Origin of the sequence: Pseudomonas sp. OV546 (assembly GCF_900116845.1) — a bacterium.
In the GTDB taxonomy this organism is placed as follows: domain Bacteria; phylum Pseudomonadota; class Gammaproteobacteria; order Pseudomonadales; family Pseudomonadaceae; genus Aquipseudomonas; species Aquipseudomonas petroselini.
On record NZ_FPCE01000005.1, the window covers coordinates 194792 to 220476 of the forward strand.

Consider the following 25685-nt stretch of genomic DNA (forward strand, 5'->3'; position numbering starts at 1 on the left):
TGCTTGCCTGATTCACGATAGGGCGCAGGATCAGGCAAGGATTGTGCAGAATCGACGTAACACTGTTTGAACCGTCGCCGCTAAGCTTGCCCCCATCACCGCAGCCTGTAGAGGACGCCCCATGCCGTCGCCCGAATCCAAATCCATCCCCCTCGATGCCGAGATGGAAAAACAGCGCGCCGAGCTGGCCAGTATCGTGCACCGGCATACCTGGGAAGAAGGCTCCTACGGCACGGCCATCACGACGCTGTACCTGAACCGCCACAACACGCCGCGCGACTTCATGCCGGTGCTGGTCGAGCCGGCCCTGTGCATTCTGGCCAGCGGCAGCAAGGAAGTGCGCCTGGCTGACGAAATCTTCGCCTACGACCCGCTCAACTATTTAGTCTTTTCGGTGGCCATGCCGGTGGCCGGGCGGATCATTGATGCCACCCCGCAAGACCCGAACCTGTCGGTACGCATCAACATCGACCCGGCCCAGCTCACCGCCTTGATTGCCGAAGCCGGCCCGATGGGCGTGCCGACGCGTCCAACCTCCCGTGGCATGTACGTGGACCGTATCGACACCCAATTGCTCGACGCCGTGCTGCGCCTGGCGCGCCTGCTCGATACGCCCAAAGATATCGCGATGCTCGCGCCATTGATCAACCGGGAAATTCTCTATCGCCTGTTGCGGGGCCCGCAGGGTTATCGGCTGTATGAAATTGCCGTGGCCAACAGTCAGAGCCATCGCGTCAGCCAGGCGATCAAGTGGTTGAATGGCAACTACGAACAACCGCTGCGCATCGATGACCTGGCCAAGGAAGTGAACCTGAGCGTCTCGACCTTGCACCACCGCTTCAAAGCAATCACCGCCATGAGTCCGCTGCAATATCAGAAGCAACTGCGCTTGCAGGAGGCCCGGCGATTGATGATTGCCGAAGGGTTGGAAGCGTCGGCGGCGGGGTATCGCGTGGGGTATGAAAGCCCGTCGCAGTTCAGCCGGGAATACAGCCGGCTTTTTGGTGCGCCGCCATTGCGTGACCTGGCGCGGTTGCGCCAGAGCATCTGAACCAATGAAGATCAAAATGTGGGAGGGGGTTTGCCCCCGATTGCGGTGGGTCAGCTACAGACTAAGCTGACTGACATACTGTCATCGGGGGCAAGCCCCCTCCCACACGTTGACCGCTTGTGTTCAGTCTAAGCCGCGCGGTAGTTGCAGGGTCACCCGCAACCCACCCTCGCGCAGATTCTGCAAACTCACTTCGCCGCCATGGCTATGCGCAATGTTGCGCGCAATCCCCAAGCCCAAGCCGTAACCCTGCTGCTGCCCGGCCAGGCGGAAGTGCGGTTCGAACACCTGCTCCAACCGCTGCTCCGGCACGCCGGGGCCTTCGTCATCCACGTGCAGGATGAACTCCGCGCCATCGTCCTCAATGTGCAAATGCGCGTTCTGCCCGTACTTCAGGGCGTTGTCGATCAAGTTGCCGATGCAACGCTTGAGCGCCAGCGGCTTGCCCGGATAAGTGCTCAGGGCGCGGCCATGTTGAGTCACGCGGCCATTACCGTTAGGCGCCAGATACGGCTCCACCAGGCAGTCGAGCACGTGATTGAGGTCGACCGGCTCGATGTTTTCGTGGATATCGGTGTCTTTCACACATTGCAGCGCGCCCTTCACCAGCAACTCCAACTCATCCAGGTCGCGGCCAAACTTGGCTTGCAGGTTTTCGTCTTCAAGCAATTCAACGCGCAGGCGCAGGCGGGTGATCGGCGTGCGCAAGTCGTGGGAGATCGCACTGAACAATTGGCTGCGTTCGGTCAGGTAGCGGCTGATGCGCTCGCGCATGGCATTGAACGCACGCCCTACTTCCACCACTTCGCTGCCGCCGCCTTCGGCCACCGGCTCAACATCGGCCCCCAGGGACATGTCCCGCGCCGCCCGCGCCAGGCGCTTGAGCGGCCGGCTCTGCCAGTGCACCAGCAACCCGATAAACAGCAGCAGGAAACCGCTGGTCAGCACGATAAACCACACTTGCTGGGACGGCAGGCCTTGTTCTTCAAGGCTGGTGTAGGGCTCGGGCAACAGCGAGGCGATGTACAGCCATTCGCCCTGGGCGAGTTGGATCTGGGTGACCAGCACCGGTGGGTTCACCGGTTCCAGGGTCAGGGCGTAGTGCGCCCAGGAGCGCGGCAGTTCATCGAGTTTCAGGCCGGCGTTGAAGATACGCAGGTCTTCGGCGCTGACGAACTCCACCGACATGTGCACATCGGCGCCGAGGGTTTGTTTCAACACCTCGTCCACCGCCTCGAGCACCGCCTGTTTACGCGGGGTCTGCGGCAGGATGGCCATGTCCAGCGGACGATCATTGAGGGTCACCACAAAACGCGTACCGCCCATACTGCGCAATTGGTCCAGCACCAACGGCCGATACGCCACCGGCAACGAACGGAAGTAACTCACGCTGGCGGTCATCGAATGCGCCAGGCTGCGGGCGCTGGTGACCAGCCCTTCGAGCTGGGTGGCACGCAACTGCGACACCCAGATCACACTGGACAGCGCTTGGGCAAACAACACGGCCAGCAGCGTCAGCAGCAGCATGCGCCCCAACAGCGAGCGCGGCACCGGGAAGCGCCGACGGCGCTCGGTCAATGGTTCAGTGGGCATTGCCGGCAACCACGCTGGCTGCCAGTTGATACCCACTGCCACGCACCGTACGGATCAGCCTCGGCGGTTTTTCGGTATCGCGCAGGCGTTGGCGCAGGCGGCTGACGGCCATGTCGACGATACGGTCCAGCGGCATCAGGTCGCGGCCACGGGTGGCGTTGCCGATGGTGTCGCGGTCGAGGATCTGTTGCGGGTGGTCGAGAAATAATTTGAGCAGGGCAAAGTCGGCGCCGGAGAGGATCACCTCTTCGCCATCCACGTGGAACAGGCGGTGGCTGATCATATCCAGGCGCCACTCATCAAACACCAGCACATCGCCGCCACTGCTGCGCTCCTGGCCGAACTGGCAACGGCGCAACAAGGCCTTGATCCGCGCCTGCAGCTCGCGGGGGCTGAAAGGCTTGCCGATGTAGTCATCGGCGCCCAGCTCCAGGCCGATCACGCGGTCGGCCTCGTCGGAACTGGCGGTGAGCATGATGATCGGCACCTGCGCCTGGCGCGGGTGCTGGCGGATCCAGCGGCAGAGGCTGAAACCGTCTTCGTCTGGCAACATCACATCAAGGATGACCAGGTCGCAGGGCGCCTCGTTCATCGCCTGGCGGAACCCCGCGCCATCCGGCACGCCACGCACCTGGAAGCCGGCGCGACTGAGGTAGGTCTGCAGCAATTCGCGGATTTCCTGGTCGTCGTCGACGAGGAGAATCGATTTACTGATTACGCTCACGGGGTCCTCCTTGTTGTTATGGGGTGTACTTGATGGCCTCATCGAGGGCAAGCCCCCTCCCACACTTTGAATGTATTCACACATCAAACTGTGGGACGGGGCTTGCCCCCGACAGGGCCATCACTGCCTATGCAAAAGCCTGTTCGAGCGCCACACCCGCCCCGGTCAACCCGGAATACGGCGCCGTCACCAACCACACCGGAATGCCCTTGAAGTAGTCGCTCATGCAGCCTTTGTCACTGAAGCTCTTGGCAAAGCCACTGCGGATAAAGAAGTCGGCAAACCTCGGTATCACCCCGCCCACGATATACACACCACCGCGTCCACCGGTGGTCAGCACATTGTTGCCTGCGACGCGGCCCAGCCAGATGCTGAACTGGTCCAATACTTCCATCGCCACCGGGTCACCGGCCAGGCCTGCGGCCGTGATGGCCTCGGGCGTTTCCAGGACCGGTGTGTGGCCATCAACCGCACAAATCGCACGGTACAGACGCGGCAACCCGCCACCGCTCAACGCGGTTTCCGCACTGACGTGGCCGATCTCGCTGTAGATGTGCTGCCACAACTGGGTTTCCCGTGGGCTGCTCAGCGGCAAATCGACATGCCCGCCCTCCCCCGGCAACGCCGCAAAGCGGCCAGCGCCGAGGTCCAGCAACGTACCGACACCCAGGCCGGTGCCCGGGCCGATCACCACCGCCGGGCGCAACGGCTCCGGCGTGCCTGCGCAGACCACGCGGAATTCGTCGGGCTTGAGACGGGTCATGCCCAGGGCCATGGCCGAGAAGTCATTGACCAGCAGCAGCTCATCCACTTGCAGGGTTTTGCAGAAGGCAGTCTTGCTCAGGCGCCAGTGATTGTTGGTGAATTTAAATTCATCCCCGCTCACTGGCCCGGCGACTGACAGGCACACCGCGCCGATGTCCCCGATTTCCAGGCCTTCCTCGTTGAGGTAGACCTTGATCGCCTCTTCAGGACTCGTGTGATCCGCCGTGGCATGCACACGGATCGAATGCAGTTCCTGATCCCGCCACAACGCAAAACGGGCATTGGTGCCCCCGATGTCACCGACCAGCGCTAACTTCACTTAAGCGTCTCCAAGGCAGAGGTAAAGGCGCTGGCGCCCTGCTCTGCGGAGCTTGCGGCCATGCGCATAAATGCAAACAGCTCGCGACCGGCCCCCACGTTATTGCCCAACAGGCCCGTGGCAGGCGCGCGCGCTGCAAACTCTTCGGCGTCCACCTTAAGCTCCAAGGTGCCCTTCACGCCATCCACGCGAATGATATCGCCATCGCGCACCCGCGCCAGTGGCCCGCCGCTCTGGGCTTCGGGGTTGACGTGAATCGCGGCGGGGATCTTACCCGACGCGCCGGACATCCGCCCGTCTGTTACCAGTGCGACCTTGAAGCCGCGGTCCTGCAGCACGCCAAGGAACGGCGTCATCTTGTGCAATTCGGGCATGCCGTTGGACCGTGGGCCCTGGAAGCGCATGACCGCGACAAAGTCTTTTTCCAGTTGCCCGGCCTTGAAGGCGTCGGCCAGGTCCTGCTGGTCCTGGAACACCACGGCAGGGGCTTCAACGATCTGGTGCTCCGGCGCCACGGCCGAGACTTTCATCACGCCACGGCCAAGGTTGCCTTCCATCACGCGCAAGCCGCCTTCGGGCGAGAACGCACGGGCCACGGGGCGCAGGATGGTTTCGTCGAGGCTTTCGATGGGGCCGTCGCGCCAGATCAGCTCGCCGTCGACCAGGAACGGTTCCTGGGTGTAACGGCTCAGGCCCTTGCCGGCCACGGTGTTGACGTCTTCATGGAGCAGGCCGGCTTCGAGCAATTCGCGGATCAGGAACGACATGCCGCCCGCCGCCTGGAAGTGGTTGATGTCGGCCTTGCCGTTTGGATACACGTGGGACAGGGTCGGCACCACCTCGGAGAGGTCGGCCATGTCGTCCCAGGTAAGGATGATGCCCGCCGACATCGCGATGGCCGGCATGTGCAGGGTGTGGTTGGTGGACCCGCCGGTGGCATTGAGCGCGATGATCGAGTTGACGATGGATTTCTCGTCGACGATCTCGCCGATCGGCGTGAAGTTGCCGTTGGCCTTGGTCAGGCGCGTGACCTGGTGTGCGGCTTCGCGGGTCAGCGCATCACGCAGCGGTGTGTACGGGTTGACGAACGAGGCGCCCGGCAAGTGCAGGCCCATCACTTCCATCAACAGCTGGTTGGTGTTGGCAGTGCCGTAGAAGGTGCAGGTGCCGGGGCTGTGGTAGGACTTCATCTCCGATTCCAGCAGCTCTTCGCGGGTGGCCTTGCCTTCGGCGTAGCGCTGGCGCACGTCGGCCTTCTGTTTGTTGGAAATACCCGACGGCATTGGCCCGCCCGGTACGAAGATCATCGGCAGGTGGCCGTAGCGCAGCGCCCCCATCATCAGGCCGGGGACGATCTTGTCGCAGATGCCCAGCATCAGCGCGGCGTCGAACATGTTGTGGGACAGCGCTACCGCCGTGGACATGGCAATCACTTCGCGGCTGAGCAGGCTCAGCTCCATGCCGGGCTCGCCCTGGGTCACGCCGTCGCACATCGCCGGGGTGCCGCCGGCGAACTGGCCGACCGAGCCGACTTCGCGCAGGGCTTTCTTGATCTGTTCCGGGAAATGTTCGTACGGCTGGTGCGCCGAGAGCATGTCGTTATATGAAGAAACAATTGCCACGTTGGCGGCATTCATCATGCGCAGGCTGTTTTTGTCTTCGGTGCCGCAACCGGCCACGCCATGGGCGAAGTTGGCGCATTGCAGCTTGCCGCGCATCGGACCGTCGCTGGCTGCGCCGCGAATGAGCGCAAGGTAAGCCTCGCGGGTGGCGCGGCTGCGGGCGATAAGCCGTTCGGTGACCTCAAGGACGCGGGGATGCATGTGTAGAACTCCAGGCTAACGGATGTGGCGACCTGAGTGTCTATGCTGATCAAACGCCCGCAGCGCATGGGATGGCAGGGAGTCGTTTGGATCATCGGACCAGTTGATTCAGGTCACTCGTTGTAGATTGAACAAAATATTGCCACTAAAAAGGCTTGTTTTCTATTTTTATGCGAATAATCTTGTAATTCTTACAACAAATCGACGACAGGCACTTTCCAATGACTCTTCGTATCGCAATCAATGGTTTTGGCCGTATCGGCCGTAATGTCCTGCGCGCACTGTATACCCAAGGCTACCGCCAGGATTTGCAGATCGTCGCCATCAATGATCTGGGCGACAGTTCGATCAATGCCCATCTCCTCAAATACGACACCGTACATGGCACTTTCGAAGCAGAGGTCGCCCACGATCAGGAAAGCCTGACCGTCAATGGTGACCGGATTGCCGTGAGTGCCATCCGCAACCCGGCCGACCTGCCGTGGGCCGCGCACAAGATCGACGTGGTGTTTGAATGCACCGGCCTGTTCACCGACCGTGACAAGGCTGCCGCCCATATTACCGCCGGCGCACGCAAGGTGATCATCTCGGCACCGGCCAAGGGCGCGGACGCCACGGTGGTCTACGGCGTCAACCATGACATTTTGCGTCAATCGCACCAGATCATCTCCAACGCCTCGTGCACCACCAACTGCCTGGCGCCGGTCGCCCAGGTGCTGCACCGCGAGTTGGGCATCGAAAGCGGCTTGATGACCACGATTCACGCCTACACCAACGACCAGAACCTCACCGATGTCTACCACACCGACCCGTACCGCGCGCGTTCGGCCACCCAGAACATGATCCCAAGCAAGACCGGCGCCGCCGAAGCGGTCGGCCTGGTGCTGCCGGAACTGGCGGGCAAGCTGACCGGCATGGCCGTGCGGGTACCGGTGATCAACGTGTCGCTGGTGGACCTCACTGTGCAGTTGAAGAAAGAAGCCAGTGCCGAAGAAGTCAACGCGCTGCTGAAAGAAGCCAGCCAACACTCGAAGATCCTCGGCTACAACACCCTGCCGCTGGTTTCCAGTGACTTCAACCATAACCCGCTGTCGTCGATCTTCGATGCCAATCACACCAAAGTCAGCGGCAAATTGCTGAAAGTGCTGGCCTGGTATGACAACGAGTGGGGCTTCTCGAACCGTATGCTGGATAACTGCCTGGCGCTGTGCAACGCGGAATAATTTGAGTTGTGCAGGGCTTGTGTGGGAGGGGCTCGCCCCCTCCCACATTTGATCGATACAGGCTCACAGCAATAGCCACTTGCCATTTGAGTTGATGATAAGCATTATCATTAACTGCAAACCGGTCTGGTATCACTGTGAGCCAATCTCGCTTCAACCACGTCTTTATCACCCAACGGGTGGTTCTGCTTCGCACCTTGCAGCGGATGGTGAATAACCACAGCACCGCCGAGGACCTGTTGCAGGAAACCTACCTGCGCGTCACCCGGGCCCTCAGTGAGCGGCCGATCGATCACCTTGAGCCCTTCGTCTATCAAACTGCGCGCAACCTCGCGCTGGATCATCTGCGCGCGCGTAGGATCCAGGCCCGTACGCTGCAGGAAGATGTTCCGATGGACGTCCTGCAAAGCGTCGCCGCGCCCATCAGCACCCCCGAAGACGCCACCCAGGCCGAGCAGATGCTTGAAGCCCTGAGTGTCAGCCTCGGCCAGTTGAGCGCCCGCCAACAGCAGATTTTCATCCTCAGCCGCCTGCACGGTTGCAGTTACCAGGAGATCGCGGATCAGTTGGAAGTGTCCTTGAGCACCGTGCAAAAGGAACTGAAATTGATCATGGCCATCTGTGTAGGTGTGGCCGAACGGCTGGATCGGCCTTAAGCTTCTCCCGACAGAAACGTCGACCTAAGCTGTAGGAAAGTTGAATAGAACGTGGCGAAGACCCGAGGAACACCGTGACGGACCCGAATAAACTGCGCCCCCATGAGCTGGCTCATGAGGTGTTGCAAGACACGGCTATGGACCAAGCCCTCGACTGGCTGATCGCCCTGCAGTGCCCGCTGCCCGGGCAGCAGGCTGAATTCGAAGCCTGGCTGGCCAGCGACCCCGCGCATGTCCACGCGTTCGGCAAGGCCCAAGCCGCCTGGGGTGGCGCGCCGGTCCACAGCGCTGCTGTCGCACTGGCCGCGCCGCGCAAACCCAGCGCCTGGCGCCGGGTCAAGCCGCATTGGAAACCGCTGGCCACTGCCGCCGTGCTGTTGATCGGCCTGTTCAGCTTCAGCAACCTGCCGGTACGCCTGCAAGCCGACCACCTCACCGTGGTGGGCGAACGCCAGCGCCTGCAATTGGACGATGGCTCCAAAGTACTACTCAACACCAACTCGGCGTTTTCCAGCCGCATCAAGGACCACCAGCGCATCGCCCGCCTGTACCAGGGCGAAGCGTTTTTCGACGTCGTGCCCAGCCATGGCCTGCCCCTGGAGATCGACGCCGGCCCCGTACGCGCCAGCGTGCGCGATACCGCCTTCGCCGTGCGCTACCTCAATGGCGAAGCGCAGGTGCAAGTGCAGCGCGGCGATGTGGACCTGAGCAATACCTTCGACGATGCCCGTGTGCGCCTGAGCGCCGGTGAAAGTATCCGCATCGGGCCCAAGGGCTTTGGCCAACCCGCCAAACTGGACGCCAACAAGGACTTGGCCTGGGTGCAAGGCCGGCTGATCTTCGAAAACTGCCCGATGAGCGAAGTGCTCGCCGAGCTGCGTCGCTATTACCCCGGCTGGATCGTCAACACCAACGACCAACTCGCCAGCGTCGCCGTCACCGGCAATTACCGCCTCGACCAGCCCCTGGACGTGGTGCGTTCGCTGGCGCACATCACCTCGGCCAAGCTGTCGGAATACCCGGCGCTGGTGATCTTGAACTAAATGAGAATTATTTTTACTCGATAGCTGTCGGTGGTACGTCTCGTCTTAGCCAATGCAACTGATTCCTATTTTTCTCAGTTCGCAACTATAAGACTCGTACCCCGGAGCGCTCTCGATGTCCTCTTGTTTCAACCGCCGGTCCTCTTCGCCCGTCCTGTCCTTGCTGACGGCAGCCATCCTGTTGGCCGCTGCGCCAGTGATGACCGCCACCGCCGCCGAACCTGCCCCACGCAGCCACGGCAATTACACCTTCAGCATCGAGCAGCAGCCGCTGGTTTCGGCACTGAACGCCTTTACCGCCGTGACCGGCTGGCAAGTCGGCCTGCCGGCGGAACTGGGCCAGGGTGTATCGTCCCCTGGCGTAAGCGGCCCGTTGTCGCCGGAAAAAGCCCTGGACCGGCTGTTGGTGGGGACCAACCTGAGCTACCGCAAACTGGGCAGCAACAGCATCGTCCTGGAAAAGCGCGCAGCGGGCGGCGCCCTCAACCTGCAACAGGTGACCATCAGCGCCACCCGTAACGAGCAGGATGTGAGCAGCGTGCCGAGCACCGTCAGCGTGCATGAGCGCGAAGCGCTGGACCGCCAGAACGTCAACACCATTCGCGAACTGGTGCGCTACGAGCCTGGCGTTTCAGTCGGCGGCGCCGGCACCCGTGCCGGTAACGCCGGTTTCAACATTCGCGGCATCGACGGCGATCGCATCCTCACCCAGGTGGACGGCGTGGAAGTGCCGGACAACTTCTTCAACGGCCCCTACGCCAAGACCCGTCGCAACTACGTCGACCCGGAAATCGTCAAGCGCGTGGAGATCCTGCGCGGCCCGGCGTCGGCCCTGTACGGCAGCAGCGCGATTGGTGGCGCGGTGAGTTACTTCACCCTCGATCCGGACGACATCATCAAGCCCGGCCAGGACGTCGGCGCGCGCCTGAAGACCGGCTACAGCTCCGCCGACGAAAGCTGGCTGACCTCCGGCACCGTCGCTGGCCGTGTGCAGGACGTCGACGGCTTGCTGCACCTGAGCCAGCGCAATGGCCACGAGATGGAGTCCTACGACGGCAACAACGCCACCGGCCTGGCCCGCACCGGCGCCAACCCGGAAGACGCACGCACGACCAATATCCTGGCCAAGCTCGGTTGGAACTACGGCGATGACAACCGTCTGGGCCTGACGTATGAAAAGTACAAGGATGATCGCGACACCAACCTCAAGAACGCCGTGGGCGGCCCGTTCAACGCCGGCCCCTTCGTCTCGAACTGGTACCGTGCCCGTACCGGCAACGACACCATTACCCGTGAACGCTTCGGCCTGGAAAACAGCATTGCCCTCGAGTCGCCGATTGCCGACCGCATCAAGACCAGCCTCAACTACCAGATTGCCAAGACCGACCAGACGACGGCCGAAATCTACCAGCCAAGTCGCCGCGTCTTGCGTACCCGCGAGACCTTGTACCAAGAACGGCAATGGGTGTTCGACGCACAGCTGGACAAGGCGTTCAGCCTCGGCGAAACCGATCACCACGTCACGTACGGCACCACCCTTAAGCAGCAGAAAGTCACCGGTTCGCGCGAAGGCGCCGCCACCTGCCTGGCCGTCGGCAGTGGTTGCACGGCCATCGGCGCACCCAGCCCCTCGGCCGGTGACAGCGTGCGCAAGGCCAGCGACTTCCCAGACCCGACCATCAACACCTACTCGCTGTTTGCCCAGGACCAGATCGCCTGGAACAACTGGACCTTCCTGCCCAGCGTTCGCTACGACTACACCCAGCTCAAGCCCAAGCTGACCGAGGACTTCCTCAACGCCACCGACCCGACCCGCATTTACCCCCACGACGACAGCACCAAGACCTGGCACCGGGTCTCGCCGAAATTCGGCCTGACCTACGCGCTGACCGATCACTACACCTGGTTCGGCCAATACGCCGAAGGCTTCCGCACGCCGTCGGCCAAGGCGTTGTACGGTCGCTTTGAAAACCTCCAGCAAGGTTACGTGGTCGAGCCCAACCCGGACCTTAAGCCGGAAACCAGCAAAGGCATCGAGACCGGGATTCGCGGCAACTTCGACGCGGGCAACTTCGATGTCGCGGTGTTCTACAACAAGTACAAGGACTTCATCGACGAGGACAACACCTCGGTAAGTCCGACCGGCACGATCTTCCAACCCTTCAACATCAAACGCGCCACCATCAAGGGCATTGAAGCCAAGGGCCGCATGAACCTGGACGCCTTCGGCTCACCGCAGGGTCTGTATACACAGGGCGCCGTGGCCTACGCCTACGGCCGTAACGACGAAACCGGCCAGCCGCTCAACAGTGTCAACCCACTCAAGGGCGTGTTCGGACTGGGTTATGACCAGGAGCAATATGGCGCCCTGGTCAGTTGGACCCTGGTCAAGAAACAGAACCGCGTCGACAAAAATACGTTCTTCTCGCCCGACGGCAATACCACCAGTGCCCCGTTCAAGACCCCAGGCTTCGGCATCGTCGACCTGACCGGTTTCTACAAGGTCACCCACGACGTGACCGTCAACGGCGGCCTCTACAACCTGACCGACAAGAAGTACTGGAACTGGGACGACGTGCGCAGCTACGACGGCGTCGGCGAAGCCGGTGTGACCTCCCCGGCCAACCTCGACCGCCTGACCCAGCCAGGTCGCAACTTTGCGATCAACGTGATCTGGGACATCTGATGAAACCCGCCTCACCCCGGCGTAATTATTCAGCGCCGGGGTGAGGATTTTTTACTGTGCCGCGTCTTCTTGTTCGTCTAGTTGATAACAGCTCTCTTTCGGGCACCCAGGCGCTTCCCTTCTCAAGGACTTTTTTCATGACCGCTTCCCCTACCGCTGAACGCCCAAGCCTGCGCTCCCAGCGCCTGAACCAGATCACCCACGAGCCACACACCAGGCTCGACGCACTGGTGAAGGCTCATGCCCCGTTTGAAACCCAAGCCAACTTCGCCCGTTTCGTGGTGGCGCAATACCTGTTCCAATCGGAACTGGTGGCCCTGTACAACGATGCCGAATTGATCAAGATCGTGCCGGACCTGGCCGAGCGCTGCCGCGCCGAAGCCGCCAGGCTGGACCTGGGCGACCTGGACACCGACGTGCCTGCACCGGTCGCCGGCGCCGTGAAAAACCCGAGCAAGGCCGAAGCCCTGGGCTGGCTGTTTGTGTCCGAAGGTTCCAAGCTGGGCGCCGCGTTCCTGATCAAGCGCGCCGTGGGCCTGGGCCTGAGTGAAACCTTCGGTGCCCGCCACCTGGGTGAGCCGGCCGGTGGTCGTGCCGAAGGCTGGAAAAGCTTCACGCGCACTCTCGACGCCCTGCCATTCAGCGCCGAAGAAGAAGCTGCTGTGGAAAAAGGCGCGATCGACGCGTTTGTACGCTTCACCGTATTGCTGGAACAGGCGTACCCTAGCGCCCCTGAATTGGCCTGACCTCCAGATTGAAATGCCATCAACTGTGGGAGGGGGCTTGCCCCCGATAGCTGAGTACCAGTCACCCTCTACAGTGACTGAACTACTGCCATCGGGGGCAAGCCCCCTCCCACAGTTGGCGCTCACTTCGCGACGTTACAAATAAACCATGACCCGCAAAACCCCATCCACCTCGAAAATCGCCCGGATCCTCTTCGGCCTGCTGGCCTACGTCAGCCTGGGCATCGGGTTGGTGGCGATTGTCATACCGGGTTTGCCCACCACCGAATTCATCCTGCTGGCCGCCTGGGCCGCCACCAAAAGCTCGCCGCGTCTCAGCGCCTGGCTGGAAAACCATCGGCTGTTCGGGCCGATCCTGTCCAACTGGCGCAACGGCAAGATCATTGCCCGGCGGGCCAAGGTCAGCGCCACCGTGAGCATGCTGCTCTGCGCCACGCTGATGCTGGTGATGCTCGACCACGGCTGGCCGATCTACCTGGCGATTGCCGGGATGAGCCTGGGCAACCTGTGGATCTGGTCACGCCCCGAACGGCTCGCACAGCCCGTATAACGGCGCGTACAGGCGCTTACGCGCCGTTCATCGCCTGCCTCTCATGTATTGATTTATGACGCCGATGTTTCAGACATAGCGCTGAATGGACTTGGCTCTGGTGCTTGCATACCCATGAGTGCATTCGTGAGTGAACCTATGTTCAACACCCTCTCCATCCGCTTGAAAATTGTGTTGCTGTCCGGTCTTTGCCTGTTGGGGGTGATCGCGCTGGTCGTCAGCATCAATATCTACAACACCACCCAGAATGATCAGTTGGTCAGCGACTCAAGCTCGCGCATGCTCACTGCCAGCGTCGAACAACTGCTGCAAGCCAGGGCGGCCGAACAGGCGGTGCAGTTGCAGAAAACCTTCGGTGACAGCCTGGTGGCCTTGACCGCCCTCGCCGATCAGGTCAAAGACCTGCGCAACCTGGCAGCTCAGCGAGGGCTGGAGCCCGGCGCACTGCGCGAAGCACTCAACCAGAGCCTGAAAACCGCCTTCGAACGCAACAACAAGGTACTGGGTATCTGGCTGTCATTCGAACCCAACGGCCTGGATGGCAAAGACAACGAATTCATCGACGACAAGGCCCGCGTCTCCAACGAGAAAGGCCGCTTCTCCAGCTATTGGAGCCGTGCAGGCGGTCAAGGCTTGAACACCATCATGGTCGAGGACGACCTGACCAAGACCAGCCTCAACCTCAGCGGTACGCCCTACAACATCTGGTACACCTGCCCACGTGATAGCCGTAGCATTTGTCTGCTGGACCCGTACGAGGACACCGTGGCCGGCAAACCCGTGCTGATGACCACCATTTCCCTGCCGCTGATCGTAGACGGTAAGGTCATCGGCGTGGTGGGCGTCGACATCGCCCTCACCGCCCTGCAAGCAACCACCGACGCTGCACAGAAGAACCTGTTCAACGGCGCAGCACACCTGGAGATTCTCTCCAGCAGCGGTTTGATTGCCGCCTACAGCGGCGAGCCGGCGAAGGTCGGCAAGAACCTGATCGACACCCTCGGCACCGAAGGCAAGGAAATCGTGCAATTGTTGGCGAGCGACAACCGCATGATCCGCGAACAGGACGGCACCATTCGCGCCGTGTACCCGGTCAAGCCGATTGCCGAGGCCAAATCCTGGGGCGTGGTGATCAAGCTGCCAAAAGCCGTGATGCTGGCCGATAACGTCAAACTGCAAGGCGTACTCGATGAAGCCCAGGCGGCCGGCACCCTCAAGGCACTGCTGGTGGCCGCTGCCGCCGGCCTGCTGGGCCTGCTGCTGATCTGGCTGACCGCCACCGGCGTGACCCGCCCGATCAACAGCGTGGCGGCCATGCTCAAGGACATCGCCAGCGGCGAAGGCGACCTCACCCAACGCCTGGCGTATGCAAAGAAAGATGAACTGGGCGAACTGGTGAACTGGTTCAACCGCTTCCTCGATAAGCTGCAACCGACCATCGCCCAGATCAAGCAGAGCATCACCGAAGCCCGGGGCACGGCGGACCAGTCTTCCGCCATCGCGCGCCAGACTAGTGAAGGCATGCAGGTGCAGTTCCGCGAAATCGACCAAGTGGCCACCGCGTCCAATGAAATGAGCGCCACCGCCCACGACGTCGCCAACAGCGCCTCGAATGCTGCCAACGCGGCACGCGGTGCCGATCAATCGGCACGCGAAGGCATGCAAATCATTGAACAGAGCACACGGGATATCACGACCCTGGCCGAGGAAGTCAGCAAGGCGGTGACGGAAGTCGAAGCCCTGGCGGTCAACAGCGAGCAGATCGGCTCAGTGCTGGAAGTGATCCGCAGCATTGCCGAGCAGACCAACCTGCTGGCCCTCAACGCCGCCATCGAAGCGGCACGCGCCGGGGAAAGTGGCCGTGGGTTTGCGGTGGTGGCCGACGAAGTGCGCAACCTGGCCAAGCGCACCCAGGATTCGGTGGAGGAAATCCGCCTGGTGATCGAACGCATCCAGAGCGGCACCCGTGGCGTGGTGGCCACCATGCATTCGAGCCAAAGCCAGGCCCAGAGCAATGCGGGGCAGATCCATCAAGCGGTGCAGGCCCTGGGCAAGATCAGCGATGCTGTCACCGTGATCAGCGACATGAACCTGCAGATCGCCAGCGCCGCCGAACAACAAAGCGCGGTGGCCGAAGAGGTCAACCGCAATGTCTCGGCGATCCGCACCGTGACCGAAACCCTGACCGGGCAGGCGACTGAGTCGGCGGCCATCAGCAGCCAACTCAATGCCTTGGCCAGCCAGCAGATGAAACTCATGGATCAGTTCAAGGTTTAAATAACACCAAAGGAGCAATGTGGGAGGGGGCTTGCTCCCGATGGCAGAGTATCAGTCTACTTATCTGTAGCTGACACACCGCTATCGGGGGCAAGCCCCCTCCCACATGGGGTCCACGAACGGCTAAAGACCCTGCCAGGCCTGGACGAACGCCGCCACATCTTCCTTAGCCGCCGTGCGCGGCGGGTTCTGCGGCGTACCCAAATAGAGGAAGCCAATCACTTCCTCATCCGCCGTCAGCCCCAGGCCTTTGGCGACGTGGGCCGAGTAGGACAGTTCGCCGGTGCGCCACACCGCACCAATGCCCTGGGCATACGCGGCCAGCAGGATGCCGTGCGCCGCGCAGGCGGCGGCCAGCCGTTGTTCGGACTTGGGCACCTTGAAGTGTTCCTGCAGACGGGCAATCACCACCACCACCAGCGGCGCACGCAGCGGGCCGTTCTGGGCCTTGTCGATGGCGGCTTGCGGTGCGTCCGCGTCTTGCAGGCGCGCAGCCTCGGCCAGCAGCGTGCCCATTTGCTCACGGGCAGCCCCTTCAACCGTCAGGAAACGCCAAGGGCGCAGCTGGCCGTGGTCGGGTGCACGCATGGCGGCGGCGAACAGCACGTCGAGCTGCTCCTGGGTCGGTGCCGGTTCCAGCAGGCGCGGCACGGAAACACGGTTGAGCAAAGCGTCGAGAGCCTGCATTGGCCACCTCCAGAAAAAAATGTGCGGTCATTCTAGCGGGAATGAATCGGATACCACCAAACGATAATTGCTCTTATTCATTGCGCCCCGCCCTGTTAGACTTTGCGCCCCTATTTTGCGCCTTCACTCAGGAAACCCGATGTTCCGTTCGCTTTTTCGCCTGTCCGCGGGGTTGCTGGCCTTGAGCCTGACTGCCTGCGATGACGCGCCCAGGTTTACCAAGGCCGAGCCGGGTGAATCACGGGCGGGCGGCGCTGCGACGGTGAACAAGCGCGACCAGAACGCGTTTTCCTTGCCCTCGGCGAACCTGTCGCCCACGCGGCGCCTGGACTTCAGCGTCGGCAACAGCTTCTTTCGCAGCCCGTGGGTGATCGCCCCGTCCACCACCACGGCGCGTGATGGCCTGGGCCCGTTGTTTAACACCAACGCCTGCCAGAACTGCCATATCAAGGACGGCCGTGGGCATCCGCCGTTGCCCGACGCACCCAATGCGGTGTCGATGCTGGTGCGCCTGTCGATTCCGGACGCTGCGCCCTACGCCAAACTCATCGAACAGATCGGCGTAGTGCCCGAGCCGGTCTACGGCGGGCAACTGCAGGACATGGCGGTGCCGGGCGTAGTGCCCGAAGGCAAGGTGCGCATGGACTACACACCGGTCAACGTGACGTTCAAGGACGGCACCGTGGTCGAGTTACGCAAGCCGGACCTGCAAATCACCCAACTCGGCTACGGCCCGATGCATCCGGACACACGCTTCTCCGCCCGCATCGCCCCGCCGATGATCGGCCTGGGCCTGCTCGAAGCCATCAGCGATGCCGATATCCTGCGCAACACCGACCCGAAGACCGCCGACAAGGAAGCCATCGTCGGCCGCGCCAATTGGGTCTGGGACGACGCCCAGCAAAAAACCGTGCTCGGGCGTTTTGGCTGGAAAGCCGGGCAACCCAACCTCAATCAACAAAATGTTCACGCGTTCTCTGGTGATATGGGCCTCACGACTTCCCTGAGACCGTTCGATGACTGCACCGATGCCCAAGTCGCCTGCAAACAAGCCCCTAACGGCAATGGCCCCGACGGCGAGCCGGAGGTCAGCGACAATATCCTGCGCCTGGTGCTGTTCTACACCCGTAACCTGGCCGTACCGACGCGCCGAGGCGTCAACACGCCACAGGTGCTGGCCGGTAAAAACCTGTTCTATCAAGCTGGCTGCCAGGGTTGCCACACGCCCGCGTTCACCACGGCCGCCAACGCCGCCGAACCTGAGCTGGCCAACCAAGTGATCCGCCCCTACAGCGACCTGCTGTTGCACGACATGGGACCGGGCCTCGCCGACAACCGCAGCGAATTCAAGGCCGGCGGCCGCGACTGGCGCACGCCGCCGTTGTGGGGTATCGGCTTGACGCAAACCGTGAGTGGCCACACCCAGTTCCTGCATGACGGCCGCGCTCGCAACCTGCTGGAAGCCGTGCTGTGGCACGGCGGCGAAGCACAAGCGGCGCAGCAGCATGTGTTGTCTTTTAATGCCGAGCAGCGCGCTGCGTTGCTGGCGTTCCTGAATTCTTTATAAGCTTTGCCCCAATTACAGAAGGGAGCTCGACATGTTCCGTCCCAAGTTGTTGTTCACCAGCCTTGCCGCCCTCGCCCTCGGTGCCTGCTCGCCGCAAGACCCGCAAGCCGTGACCTCGGCGGCCATCGCCAAGCAAGTGATTCTGCCCACCTACAGCCGCTGGGTTGAAGCCGACCGCCAACTGGCCGTCAGCGCCCTGGCCTACTGCCAGGGTAAAGAGAGCCTGGACACCGCGCGTGCCGACTTCCTCCACGCACAAAAGGCCTGGGCCGAGCTGCAGCCGCTGTTGATCGGCCCGCTGGCTGAAGGCAACCGTGCGTGGCAGGTGCAGTTCTGGCCGGACAAGAAAAACCTGGTCGGTCGCCAGGTCGAGCAACTGGTCGCCAGCCAGCCGCAGATCGACGGTGCCGCCCTGGCCAAGTCCAGCGTGGTGGTGCAAGGCCTGTCGGCCTACGAATACATCCTCTACGACGCCAAGACCGATATCGCCGACGACGCCCAAAAGGCCCGTTACTGCCCACTGCTGATGGCCATCGGTGATCGCCAGAAGGCGCTCGCCGAAGAGATCCTGGCCAGCTGGAACAGCACCGACGGCATGCTCGCGCAGATGACCAAGTTCCCGAACCAGCGCTACGCCGATTCCCACGAAGCCATTGCCGATCTGCTGCGCGTCCAAGTGACCGCACTGGACACCCTGAAGAAAAAGCTCGGCACGCCGATGGGCCGCCAGACCAAGGGTATCCCGCAGCCTTTCCAGGCCGATGCGTGGCGTAGCCAGTCGTCCCTGCAAAGCCTGCAAGCCAGCCTCGCGGCGGCCCAGACCGTGTGGGTCGGCGTCGACAACAAAGGCCTGCGCGGCCTGCTGCCGTCCGAGCAGAAACCGTTGGCTGACAAGATCGACGCCGCCTACGCCGCGTCCCTGAAACTGTTCGACAGCAACCAGCGCACCCTCAACGAGCTGCTGGCCGACGATGCCGGGCGCCAGCAGCTCAACGATATCTATGACAGCCTCAACGTCGTCCACCGCCTGCACGAAGGCGAATTGGCCAAGGCGCTGGGCATCCAACTGGGCTTCAATGCCAACGACGGTGACTGATGATGCTCAGGCGACAGGCTTTGGCCGTTGGCAGCGTGCTGCTCAGCGCACTCACGTTGGGTGGCTGGACGCTGTTCAAAAGTAAAGACAAGGGCCCGCTGCTGCTCTCGGCGCGGGATGATGCGGACGGCAAGCACTACGCCGTGGGCTATCGCCTGGACGGCAAGCCGGTGTTTGCCACCCAGGTCGGCCAGCGCTGCCACGACATCATCAACCACCCGACGTTGCCGATTGCGCTGTTTGTCGCCCGTCGCCCGGGCACCGAGAGTTACCTGATCGACCTGCGGGATGGCGCGTTGCTGCAAACCATCACCTCGAAGGCCAACCGGCACTTCTATGGCCACGCGGTCATTCACAAGAGCGGCGACTGGCTGTACGCCACCGAAAACGATACGTCCGACCCTGGCCGCGGCCTGCTCGGCGTGTACACGTTCGAAGGCGAACGGCTGGTGCACACTGGCGAAATCTCCACCCACGGTATCGGTCCGCACCAGGTGTCGTGGATGCCCGACGGCGAAACCCTGGTGGTGGCCAACGGCGGCATTCGCACCGAAGCCGAAAGCCGCGTGGAGATGAACCTCAACGCCATGGAACCGAGCTTGGTGCTGATGCAGCGTGACGGTACGCTGATCAGCAAGGAAACCCTCGGCCAGCAGATGAACAGCGTGCGCCATATGGGGATCGCCAGCGACGGCACCATTCTCACCGGGCAGCAGTTCATGGGGCCGTCCCAGGAACGCTCCGAGTTGTTGGCGATCAAGCGTCCAGGGCAGCCCTTCGTGGCATTCCCGGTGGCCGATGAACAGCTGCAGGCCATGGGGCACTACACCGCCAGCGTTGCAGTGCACAGCGAGCTGCGCTTGGTGGCGTTGACCGCACCGCGTGGCAACCGCTTCTTCATCTGGGACATGGACAGCGGCGAACTGCGGCTTGATGGGCCGCTGCCCGACTGTGCCGGTGTCGGTGCCGTAGACGATGGGTTTGTCGTGACGTCGGGACAAGGGCGTTGCCGGTTCTACGACTGCCGCCAGAACCCACTGCTTGCAAAACCGTTGGAGCTGCCGGCGGGGCTCTGGGATAACCATCTGCATCTGATCTAACGCCGGGACTCTCTTCAGCGCCTTAGCGCCTGGGCTGACGCCCTGGCGCATGCCCCTCCCTCAGCAACACTCCGCATTTTTCCTACAGCAAATATGAAAAAACCTTTCATTTAGAGATCTGTATTCCTACAGAAACTCGCGAATTTACTGCTTATTGCCCCCGCCTTTCTCGTGAAAACTTCGGCGCTCAGCGTGTCGTCGGATGGTCCTGCCTGCGCGTCCTTCATGCAACACCTCACTCGCCTCACTATAAGGAACCAGCTATGCCGGGCCGTCGGATGCTTACCATGCTCAGTATCGTCCTGTTAGTCGTACTGATGCTTGCCAGCTACAAGGCGTTTTGGGTTTACCAACAGCTGCAGATCCTGCATGCGCCAAAGCCGCCCGTGAGCGTGGCGGTCTCCAACGCATTCGAAAAGCGCTGGCAGCGCCAGTTGCCGGCGGCTGGCACGTTCAAGGCATTGCAAGGTATCAATTTAAGTATCGAAGTCCCCGGCGTGGTCACCCAGCTGCACTTCGAGTCAGGGCAAAGGGTCGATGCGGGCCAACCGTTGTTGCAACTTGAGCACCAGACCGAACAGGCCGAATTGGACATGGCACGGGCCGACCAACGTTTGGCCCGGCAGAATTTCGAACGCGGCAAGGAGCTGGTGACGATCAACGCCATTTCCCGAGGTGAGTACGATCGACTGAATGCAGAGCTCACGCGGCACAATGCCCTCGTTGCGCAACGCAGCGAAGCACTGAAAAAGAAATCTATCGTCGCCCCTTTCAGCGGCATCATCGGTATTCGCCAAGTGGATCTGGGTGACTTCCTGCAAAGCGGTACGGTGATCGCCAGCCTGCAGGACACCAGCAGTCTTTACGTTGATTTCCATGTCCCTGAGCAAGCCGCCCAATTGATCACGATCGGCCAGTCGGTTCAGGTTGAAGTCTCCGCGCGCCCCGGTGTTTTCAGCCTCGCCAGCGTCAGCGCCATCAACCCGATCGTTGATGACAGCACGCGAAATGTATTGGTGCGGGCGACCCTGGCAGACCCGCCCAAAAATGTGCTGCCAGGCATGTTCGCTGACCTGCGGATACAGCTGGCCGACCCGCAATTGCACACGGTGGTTGCGGAAAGCGCGATCACGTTCAGCCCCTACGGCCAATACGTGTACGTTGTGGCCCCCCCCGATGACACCCAGGAGCATGGGCTGCAGGAAGACGGCACGCCCGTGCTGATCGCCGAGCGGCGCTTGATCCAAAGCAGCGAGCGACGCGATGGCCTTGTCGTGGTCGACAAGGGCCTGCACAAGGGTGAACAAGTCGTCACTGCCGGTCAGAACAAGCTGGTGCACGGTACGCCGGTGCATATCAGCATCGACAGGAATCAACCGGACGACCTGCCCCAGGCGACCTATCGGGAAAACGAAGAATGACGATCACCGACCTGTTCATTCGCCGCCCCGTACTTGCGCTGGTGGTGAGTCTGTTAATTGTGTTGCTGGGCTGGCAGGCGTACGGAAAATTGCCGTTGCGCCAGTTCCCACAGATGGAAAGTGCGCTGATCACGGTGACCACGGTCTCTCCAGGCTCAAGTGCCGAGAGTGTTCAAAGCTACATCACCCAACCGTTGCAGAAGAGCCTGGCCAGCGCGCAAGGCATCGATTACATGAAGTCTTCCAGTCGCCAGAACATCTCGATCATCTCGATCTACGGGCGAGTCGGCGCCGACAGCGACCGCTTGTTCACGGAGCTGCTGGCCAAGACCAATGAAGTCAGGAACCAGTTACCGCGCGAGATTGACGACCCGATACTGAGCAAGGTCGCGGCTGACAATACCGCGTTGATGTACCTGAGCTTTTCCAGCGAAACCATGAACAACGCCCAGATCACTGACTACCTGAGTCGTGTGATTCAACCTCGGCTGGTGACCCTGCCGGGCATGGCCGAAGCGCAGATCATCGGCAACCAGAGCTTTGCCATGCGCCTGTGGCTGGACCCTATAAAACTCGCTGGTTTTGGTTTGAGCGCCAGTGAGGTGACGCAGGCGATCAAGCGCTACAACGTGCAGCCCACCGCAGGTGATGTGACAGGTGAATATGTCGTCACCAGCATCCAGACCAACACCGAACTCCATTCGGTAGAGGGGTTTAATGCGATCCCCCTGAAAACCAAGGGCGACAGCCAGGTGCGCCTGGGTGACGTGGCACGCGTGGAATTGGGTTCCCAGAACTACGACAGTTTCAGTACGTTCAATGGCATCCCTGCACTCTACATCAGCATCAAACCGGCCCCCGACGCCAACCCCTTGGAGTTGGCCAAGCACGTTCGCGAATTGCTGCCGCAGCTGCAATCGCAGATCCCACCTGGCCTGGACGTGGACATCGCCTACGACTCGACGCTGTACATCAACGCCTCTATCGACCAGGTGCTGTCTAGCCTGGTGGAGGCCATCGTGATCGTGGTGTTGGTGGTTTTTTTGTTCCTGGGTTCGCTGCGCTCAGCGGTAATTCCAGTCGTCACTATTCCGCTGTCACTGATTGGCACGCTGTTTTTCATGCAAGTGATGGGGTACTCCATCAACGTTCTGACCCTGCTGGCCATGGTTCTGGCGATCGGCCTGGTCGTCGATGACGCCATCGTGGTGATGGAAAACATTCACCGGCACATCGAAAGGGGTAAATCCCCTCTTGAAGCGGCTATCCGGGGTGCGAGAGAGATATGTGTGCCGGTGCTGTCCATGACCATCACACTGGCTGCGGTGTATACCCCTATCGGTTTCCTGCAAGGCCTTACGGGCGCCTTGTTCAAGGAGTTCGCCCTGACGCTCGCCGGTGCCGTGGTGATTTCCGGTATCGTCGCGCTGACCCTGTCACCGATGATGTGCGCGGTGTTGCTACGCCCCGAGGAACAGCCCAAGGGCCTGTTCCTGATCCTGGACCGCTTCTTTAATGCGTTGAGAAAAAGCTATCAGCAACGCCTGCATCAGATCATGAAAGCGCAGTCGGTGGTCTTGGTGTTTGCCCTGGTCATACTCGGCCTGATTCCCGTAATGCTCATGTTCACCCTTTCGGAACTGGCGCCCGATGAGGACAAGGGCCTGATATTCATCCTTTCCAGTGCGCCGCAGCCGACCAACCTGGCCTACCTGAATACGTATACCCAAGCATTTATCGAGCCGTTCAAGACGCTGCCCGAATACCAGGCTTCGTTCCAGATCAACGGCCTGGACGGTGTTCATTCAGGTGTCGGTGGGTTTCTACTCAAACCCTGGAAAGAGCGTGACCGCACACAGATGCAGGTACTTGCCCCCCTGCGCGAAAAATTGGACCGTATCCCCGGCCTGCAGGTCTTCGCGTTTAACCTGCCGTCCCTGCCAGGAGGGGGTGAGGGCCTGCCCTTCGGCTTCGTGCTCAGTTCCCAGCAAGACTATGAGTCGATGATGAGCGTGGCCGAACGCATCAAGCAACGTGCAATAGACTCAGGAAAATTTGCCTACGTGGATATCGACCTGGCGTTCGACCGCCCCGAAGTGGTGATCGACATCGACCGGACCAAAGCCGCGCAAATGGGGGTATCCATGGAAGAGCTGAGCCTGACCCTGGCGACCCTGCTGGCTGAAACGGAAATCAACCGATTCAGCATTGATGGCCACCTCTACAAGGTGATTGCCCAGGTCGAGCGCACCTACCGAGACAATCCACAATGGCTGAGCCACTACGCAGTCAAAAACGCCGACGGTCAATTGCTCCCCCTTTCGACATTAATCAAAGTATCCAGCCAACAGGTGCGACCGCGGCAGTTGAATCAGTTCCAACAGCTCAATTCAGTCATCGTTTCAGGGTTTCCGATTGTCGGCATGAGTCATGCGCTCGAAACCCTGCAAGCAATCGCCCAAGAGGAGGCGCCACCGGGCTACACCTTCGATTACAGCAATGCTACCCGCCAGTTTGTTCAGGAGGGGAACGCGCTGTGGGGCACCTTCGGCCTGGCGCTGGCGATCATCGGCCTGGTATTGGCCGCACAGTTCGAAAGCCTGCGCGATTCCTTGGTGATACTGGTGACGGTGCCACTGTCGATAGCCGGGGCGTTGATCGCGCTGTTCCTGGGCTGGTCCACCCTGAACATCTATACGCAAATCGGGTTGGTCACGTTAATAGGCCTGATCAGTAAGCACGGTATCCTCATCGTCGAATTTGCTAACCAACTGCGCAAGGAACAGGGCCTTTCACCGCGTGCCGCCGTCGAGGAGGCAGCAGCAATCCGTCTGCGACCTATTCTGATGACCACCCTGGCAACCGTGCTGGGGGTGATCCCGCTGATTTTGTCCAGCGGCGCAGGCGCCGTCAGCCGATTTGATATTGGCCTGGTGATCGCCACCGGCATGTCGATCGGGACATTATTTACCTTGTTCGTCCTGCCATCGGTGTACGCGGCATTGACCAAAGCCGACCCTGCGGCTCGAACAGTTGGCAGCACATCCCCGCACTGATTCACTGGAAAGGGCTGACAGCCCTTTCTCACCTTTTACAACTGACAATCGGTGAGTTCCAGCCTGCCACCGACGGTAAAACTTACCCGCTGGAATACCTCCGACACTCGGAGTATGTTCCGGATGTGCCTGTCTTCGTCTGCCCCAGTTTTTCCAAGGAACCGGAATATGCTGCGCCGTCGCCTGCTGATCATGTTGGGTGTTGTCCTGTTAATTGTCCTGCTGCTGGCGGGCTATAAAGCCTTTTCTATCTATCAGCAAATCCAGGTCTTCTCCAAACCCAAGCCACCCGTGAGTGTGGCCGTCGCCACGGCGACCGAGCAGCCCTGGCAACTGCGCCTGCCCTCGGTGGGTACGCTCAAAGCCTTGCAAGGGGTCAACCTGAGCCTGGAGGTTGCCGGCACAGTCAAGGACGTGCAGTTCGCGTCCGGGCAGAAGGTCAAGGCCGGGCAGCCGCTGGTGCAACTCGACAGCGCAGTGGAAAGCGCCCTGCTGGAAACCGCCCAGGCCGACCTCGGCCTGGCCCAGCTGGACTACGGTCGCGGCAGCCAACTGGTCGGCAGCCAAGCCATCTCCAAAGGCGAGTTCGACCGCCTCTCCGCGCAACTGCAAAAGAACAAGGCCACGGTCAATCAGCTCAAGGCGTCGTTGGCGAAAAAACACATCGTCGCGCCATTCAGCGGCACCATCGGCATTCGCCAAGTGGACGTAGGCGACTACCTGGCCAGCGGCACGGTGATCGCCACCTTGCAGGACATCAGCAGCCTCTACGTCGACTTCTATATCCCCGAGCACTCCGTGCCCAAAGTCGCCCTTGGGCAGGCCGTTCAGGTCGCCGTCTCGGCTTACCCGGGCGAACCATTCCCCGGCAGCGTCAGTGCGATCAACCCCAAGGTCGAGAACAGCACGCGCAATGTGCTGGTGCGCGCCACCCTGGCCAACCCGGAGGGCAAGCTGCTGCCCGGCATGTTCACCAGCCTGGACGTGCTGCTGCCCAATCCCGCCGCGCAGATCGTGGTGCCGGAAGGCGCGATTACCTACACCCTCTACGGCAACTCGGTGTACGCCGTGGCCGAGAAAAAAACCGAGGGCGGCGAGGTGGAAAAGGATGCCGATGGCAAGCCGCTGCTGATCGCCGAACGGCGGTTCGTCGAGACCGGTGAGCGGCGCGGCGGCCTGGTGCTGGTGAGCAAGGGCCTGAAAGCCGGCGAGCAGGTGGTCAGCGCCGGCCAGCTGAAGCTGGACAACGGCACGCCCATTGCCATCAGCCCGGACAAAAACCTGCCGGCAGGGCACTGAGCC

Annotated in this window: 19 protein-coding genes; 14 read left to right on the forward strand and 5 right to left on the reverse strand. The window is 61.4% G+C overall.

The genetic code is table 11. The features are described from left to right. The first annotated feature begins 121 nt into the window (after positions 1-121). Complete coding sequence (locus BM403_RS13620; RefSeq protein WP_015885653.1) at positions 122-1051, forward strand: AraC family transcriptional regulator; 930 nt, start codon at positions 122-124, stop codon at positions 1049-1051. Between the two features lie 123 nt (positions 1052-1174). On the opposite strand, the gene BM403_RS13625 is transcribed toward BM403_RS13620, so the two are convergent. From BM403_RS13625 to edd, 4 genes are all read right to left on the reverse strand, one after another. After that, positions 1175-2602 (reverse strand): ATP-binding protein, encoded by a 1428-nt coding sequence (locus BM403_RS13625; RefSeq protein ID WP_218189864.1) that lies wholly within the window; start codon positions 2600-2602, stop codon positions 1175-1177. A gap of 31 nt (positions 2603-2633) precedes the next feature. Beyond that, on the reverse strand, positions 2634-3368 hold the full coding sequence (locus BM403_RS13630; RefSeq protein WP_015885655.1) for a response regulator: 735 nt from the start codon (positions 3366-3368) through the stop codon (positions 2634-2636). Between the two features lie 127 nt (positions 3369-3495). Next, the gene (locus tag BM403_RS13635) at positions 3496-4452 is read right to left on the reverse strand and encodes a glucokinase (protein ID WP_015885656.1); all 957 of its coding nucleotides are present in this window, start codon (positions 4450-4452) and stop codon (positions 3496-3498) included. After that, positions 4449-6275: a phosphogluconate dehydratase gene (gene edd, locus BM403_RS13640; protein ID WP_015885657.1), complete on the reverse strand. Its 1827-nt coding sequence runs from the start codon at positions 6273-6275 to the stop codon at positions 4449-4451. Before edd ends, BM403_RS13635 begins: the two co-directional genes overlap by 4 nt. 221 nt (positions 6276-6496) lie before the next feature. On the opposite strand from edd, the gene gap reads away from it, so the two are divergent. The 7 genes from gap (at position 6497) to BM403_RS13675 (ending at position 15456) form a co-directional block, all read left to right on the forward strand. After that, complete coding sequence (gene gap, locus BM403_RS13645; RefSeq protein WP_024077195.1) at positions 6497-7498, forward strand: type I glyceraldehyde-3-phosphate dehydrogenase; 1002 nt, start codon at positions 6497-6499, stop codon at positions 7496-7498. Positions 7499-7635: 137 nt separating this feature from the next. Continuing rightward, on the forward strand, positions 7636-8154 hold the full coding sequence (locus BM403_RS13650) for an RNA polymerase sigma factor (RefSeq protein ID WP_015885659.1): 519 nt from the start codon (positions 7636-7638) through the stop codon (positions 8152-8154). A gap of 74 nt (positions 8155-8228) precedes the next feature. Beyond that, complete coding sequence (locus BM403_RS13655; RefSeq protein ID WP_093543224.1) at positions 8229-9197, forward strand: FecR family protein; 969 nt, start codon at positions 8229-8231, stop codon at positions 9195-9197. A gap of 115 nt (positions 9198-9312) precedes the next feature. Next, on the forward strand, positions 9313-11883 hold the full coding sequence (locus BM403_RS13660; RefSeq protein ID WP_046035270.1) for a TonB-dependent receptor: 2571 nt from the start codon (positions 9313-9315) through the stop codon (positions 11881-11883). A 137-nt stretch (positions 11884-12020) separates the two neighbouring features. Continuing rightward, positions 12021-12629 (forward strand): biliverdin-producing heme oxygenase, encoded by a 609-nt coding sequence (locus BM403_RS13665; protein WP_093543226.1) that lies wholly within the window; start codon positions 12021-12023, stop codon positions 12627-12629. 148 nt (positions 12630-12777) lie between these two features. After that, complete coding sequence (locus BM403_RS13670) at positions 12778-13179, forward strand: YbaN family protein (RefSeq protein ID WP_015885663.1); 402 nt, start codon at positions 12778-12780, stop codon at positions 13177-13179. A 138-nt stretch (positions 13180-13317) separates the two neighbouring features. Continuing rightward, positions 13318-15456, forward strand: coding sequence for a methyl-accepting chemotaxis protein (locus tag BM403_RS13675; RefSeq protein WP_093543228.1), 2139 nt, complete (start codon positions 13318-13320; stop codon positions 15454-15456). Between the two features lie 123 nt (positions 15457-15579). Here BM403_RS13675 and BM403_RS13680 read toward each other — a convergent pair whose 3' ends face one another. Further along, a complete protein-coding gene (locus BM403_RS13680; RefSeq protein ID WP_093543230.1) occupies positions 15580-16143 on the reverse strand; it encodes an NAD(P)H nitroreductase in 564 nt (187 codons plus the stop codon). A gap of 139 nt (positions 16144-16282) precedes the next feature. Here BM403_RS13680 and BM403_RS13685 point away from each other — a divergent pair, with 139 nt between their 5' ends. The 6 genes from BM403_RS13685 to BM403_RS13710 all read left to right on the forward strand — a co-directional run bounded on the left by BM403_RS13685 (position 16283) and on the right by BM403_RS13710 (position 25682). Further along, positions 16283-17710: a di-heme oxidoreductase family protein gene (locus BM403_RS13685; protein WP_093543232.1), complete on the forward strand. Its 1428-nt coding sequence runs from the start codon at positions 16283-16285 to the stop codon at positions 17708-17710. A gap of 31 nt (positions 17711-17741) precedes the next feature. Further along, positions 17742-18806, forward strand: a complete 1065-nt coding sequence (locus BM403_RS13690) for an imelysin family protein (RefSeq protein ID WP_046035265.1) — start codon at positions 17742-17744, stop codon at positions 18804-18806. A gap of 2 nt (positions 18807-18808) precedes the next feature. After that, positions 18809-19906, forward strand: coding sequence for a DUF1513 domain-containing protein (locus tag BM403_RS13695; RefSeq protein WP_046035297.1), 1098 nt, complete (start codon positions 18809-18811; stop codon positions 19904-19906). A 263-nt stretch (positions 19907-20169) separates the two neighbouring features. Then, positions 20170-21327 carry an efflux RND transporter periplasmic adaptor subunit gene (locus BM403_RS13700; RefSeq protein ID WP_093543234.1) on the forward strand — a complete coding sequence of 386 codons (1158 nt, stop codon included), beginning with the start codon at positions 20170-20172 and terminating at the stop codon, positions 21325-21327. After that, on the forward strand, positions 21324-24383 hold the full coding sequence (locus BM403_RS13705; RefSeq protein WP_093543236.1) for a multidrug efflux RND transporter permease subunit: 3060 nt from the start codon (positions 21324-21326) through the stop codon (positions 24381-24383). Before BM403_RS13700 ends, BM403_RS13705 begins: the two co-directional genes overlap by 4 nt. A 168-nt stretch (positions 24384-24551) precedes the next feature. Next, a complete protein-coding gene (locus tag BM403_RS13710; protein ID WP_046035263.1) occupies positions 24552-25682 on the forward strand; it encodes an efflux RND transporter periplasmic adaptor subunit in 1131 nt (376 codons plus the stop codon). Positions 25683-25685 lie beyond the last annotated feature (3 nt).

Excerpts from the sequence above, each read along its gene's own strand:
- BM403_RS13620 (WP_015885653.1), top strand. The coding sequence starts at position 122 with ATGCCGTCGCCCGAATCCAAATCCATCCCCCTCGATGCCGAGATGGAA.
- edd (WP_015885657.1), bottom strand. The coding sequence starts at position 6,275 with ATGCATCCCCGCGTCCTTGAGGTCACCGAACGGCTTATCGCCCGCAGC.
- gap (WP_024077195.1), top strand. The coding sequence starts at position 6,497 with ATGACTCTTCGTATCGCAATCAATGGTTTTGGCCGTATCGGCCGTAAT.
- BM403_RS13660 (WP_046035270.1), top strand. The coding sequence starts at position 9,313 with ATGTCCTCTTGTTTCAACCGCCGGTCCTCTTCGCCCGTCCTGTCCTTG.
- BM403_RS13665 (WP_093543226.1), top strand. The coding sequence starts at position 12,021 with ATGACCGCTTCCCCTACCGCTGAACGCCCAAGCCTGCGCTCCCAGCGC.
- BM403_RS13670 (WP_015885663.1), top strand. The coding sequence starts at position 12,778 with ATGACCCGCAAAACCCCATCCACCTCGAAAATCGCCCGGATCCTCTTC.
- BM403_RS13675 (WP_093543228.1), top strand. The coding sequence starts at position 13,318 with ATGTTCAACACCCTCTCCATCCGCTTGAAAATTGTGTTGCTGTCCGGT.
- BM403_RS13680 (WP_093543230.1), bottom strand. The coding sequence starts at position 16,143 with ATGCAGGCTCTCGACGCTTTGCTCAACCGTGTTTCCGTGCCGCGCCTG.
- BM403_RS13685 (WP_093543232.1), top strand. The coding sequence starts at position 16,283 with ATGTTCCGTTCGCTTTTTCGCCTGTCCGCGGGGTTGCTGGCCTTGAGC.
- BM403_RS13690 (WP_046035265.1), top strand. The coding sequence starts at position 17,742 with ATGTTCCGTCCCAAGTTGTTGTTCACCAGCCTTGCCGCCCTCGCCCTC.
- BM403_RS13695 (WP_046035297.1), top strand. The coding sequence starts at position 18,809 with ATGCTCAGGCGACAGGCTTTGGCCGTTGGCAGCGTGCTGCTCAGCGCA.
- BM403_RS13700 (WP_093543234.1), top strand. The coding sequence starts at position 20,170 with ATGCCGGGCCGTCGGATGCTTACCATGCTCAGTATCGTCCTGTTAGTC.
- BM403_RS13705 (WP_093543236.1), top strand. The coding sequence starts at position 21,324 with ATGACGATCACCGACCTGTTCATTCGCCGCCCCGTACTTGCGCTGGTG.
- BM403_RS13710 (WP_046035263.1), top strand. The coding sequence starts at position 24,552 with ATGCTGCGCCGTCGCCTGCTGATCATGTTGGGTGTTGTCCTGTTAATT.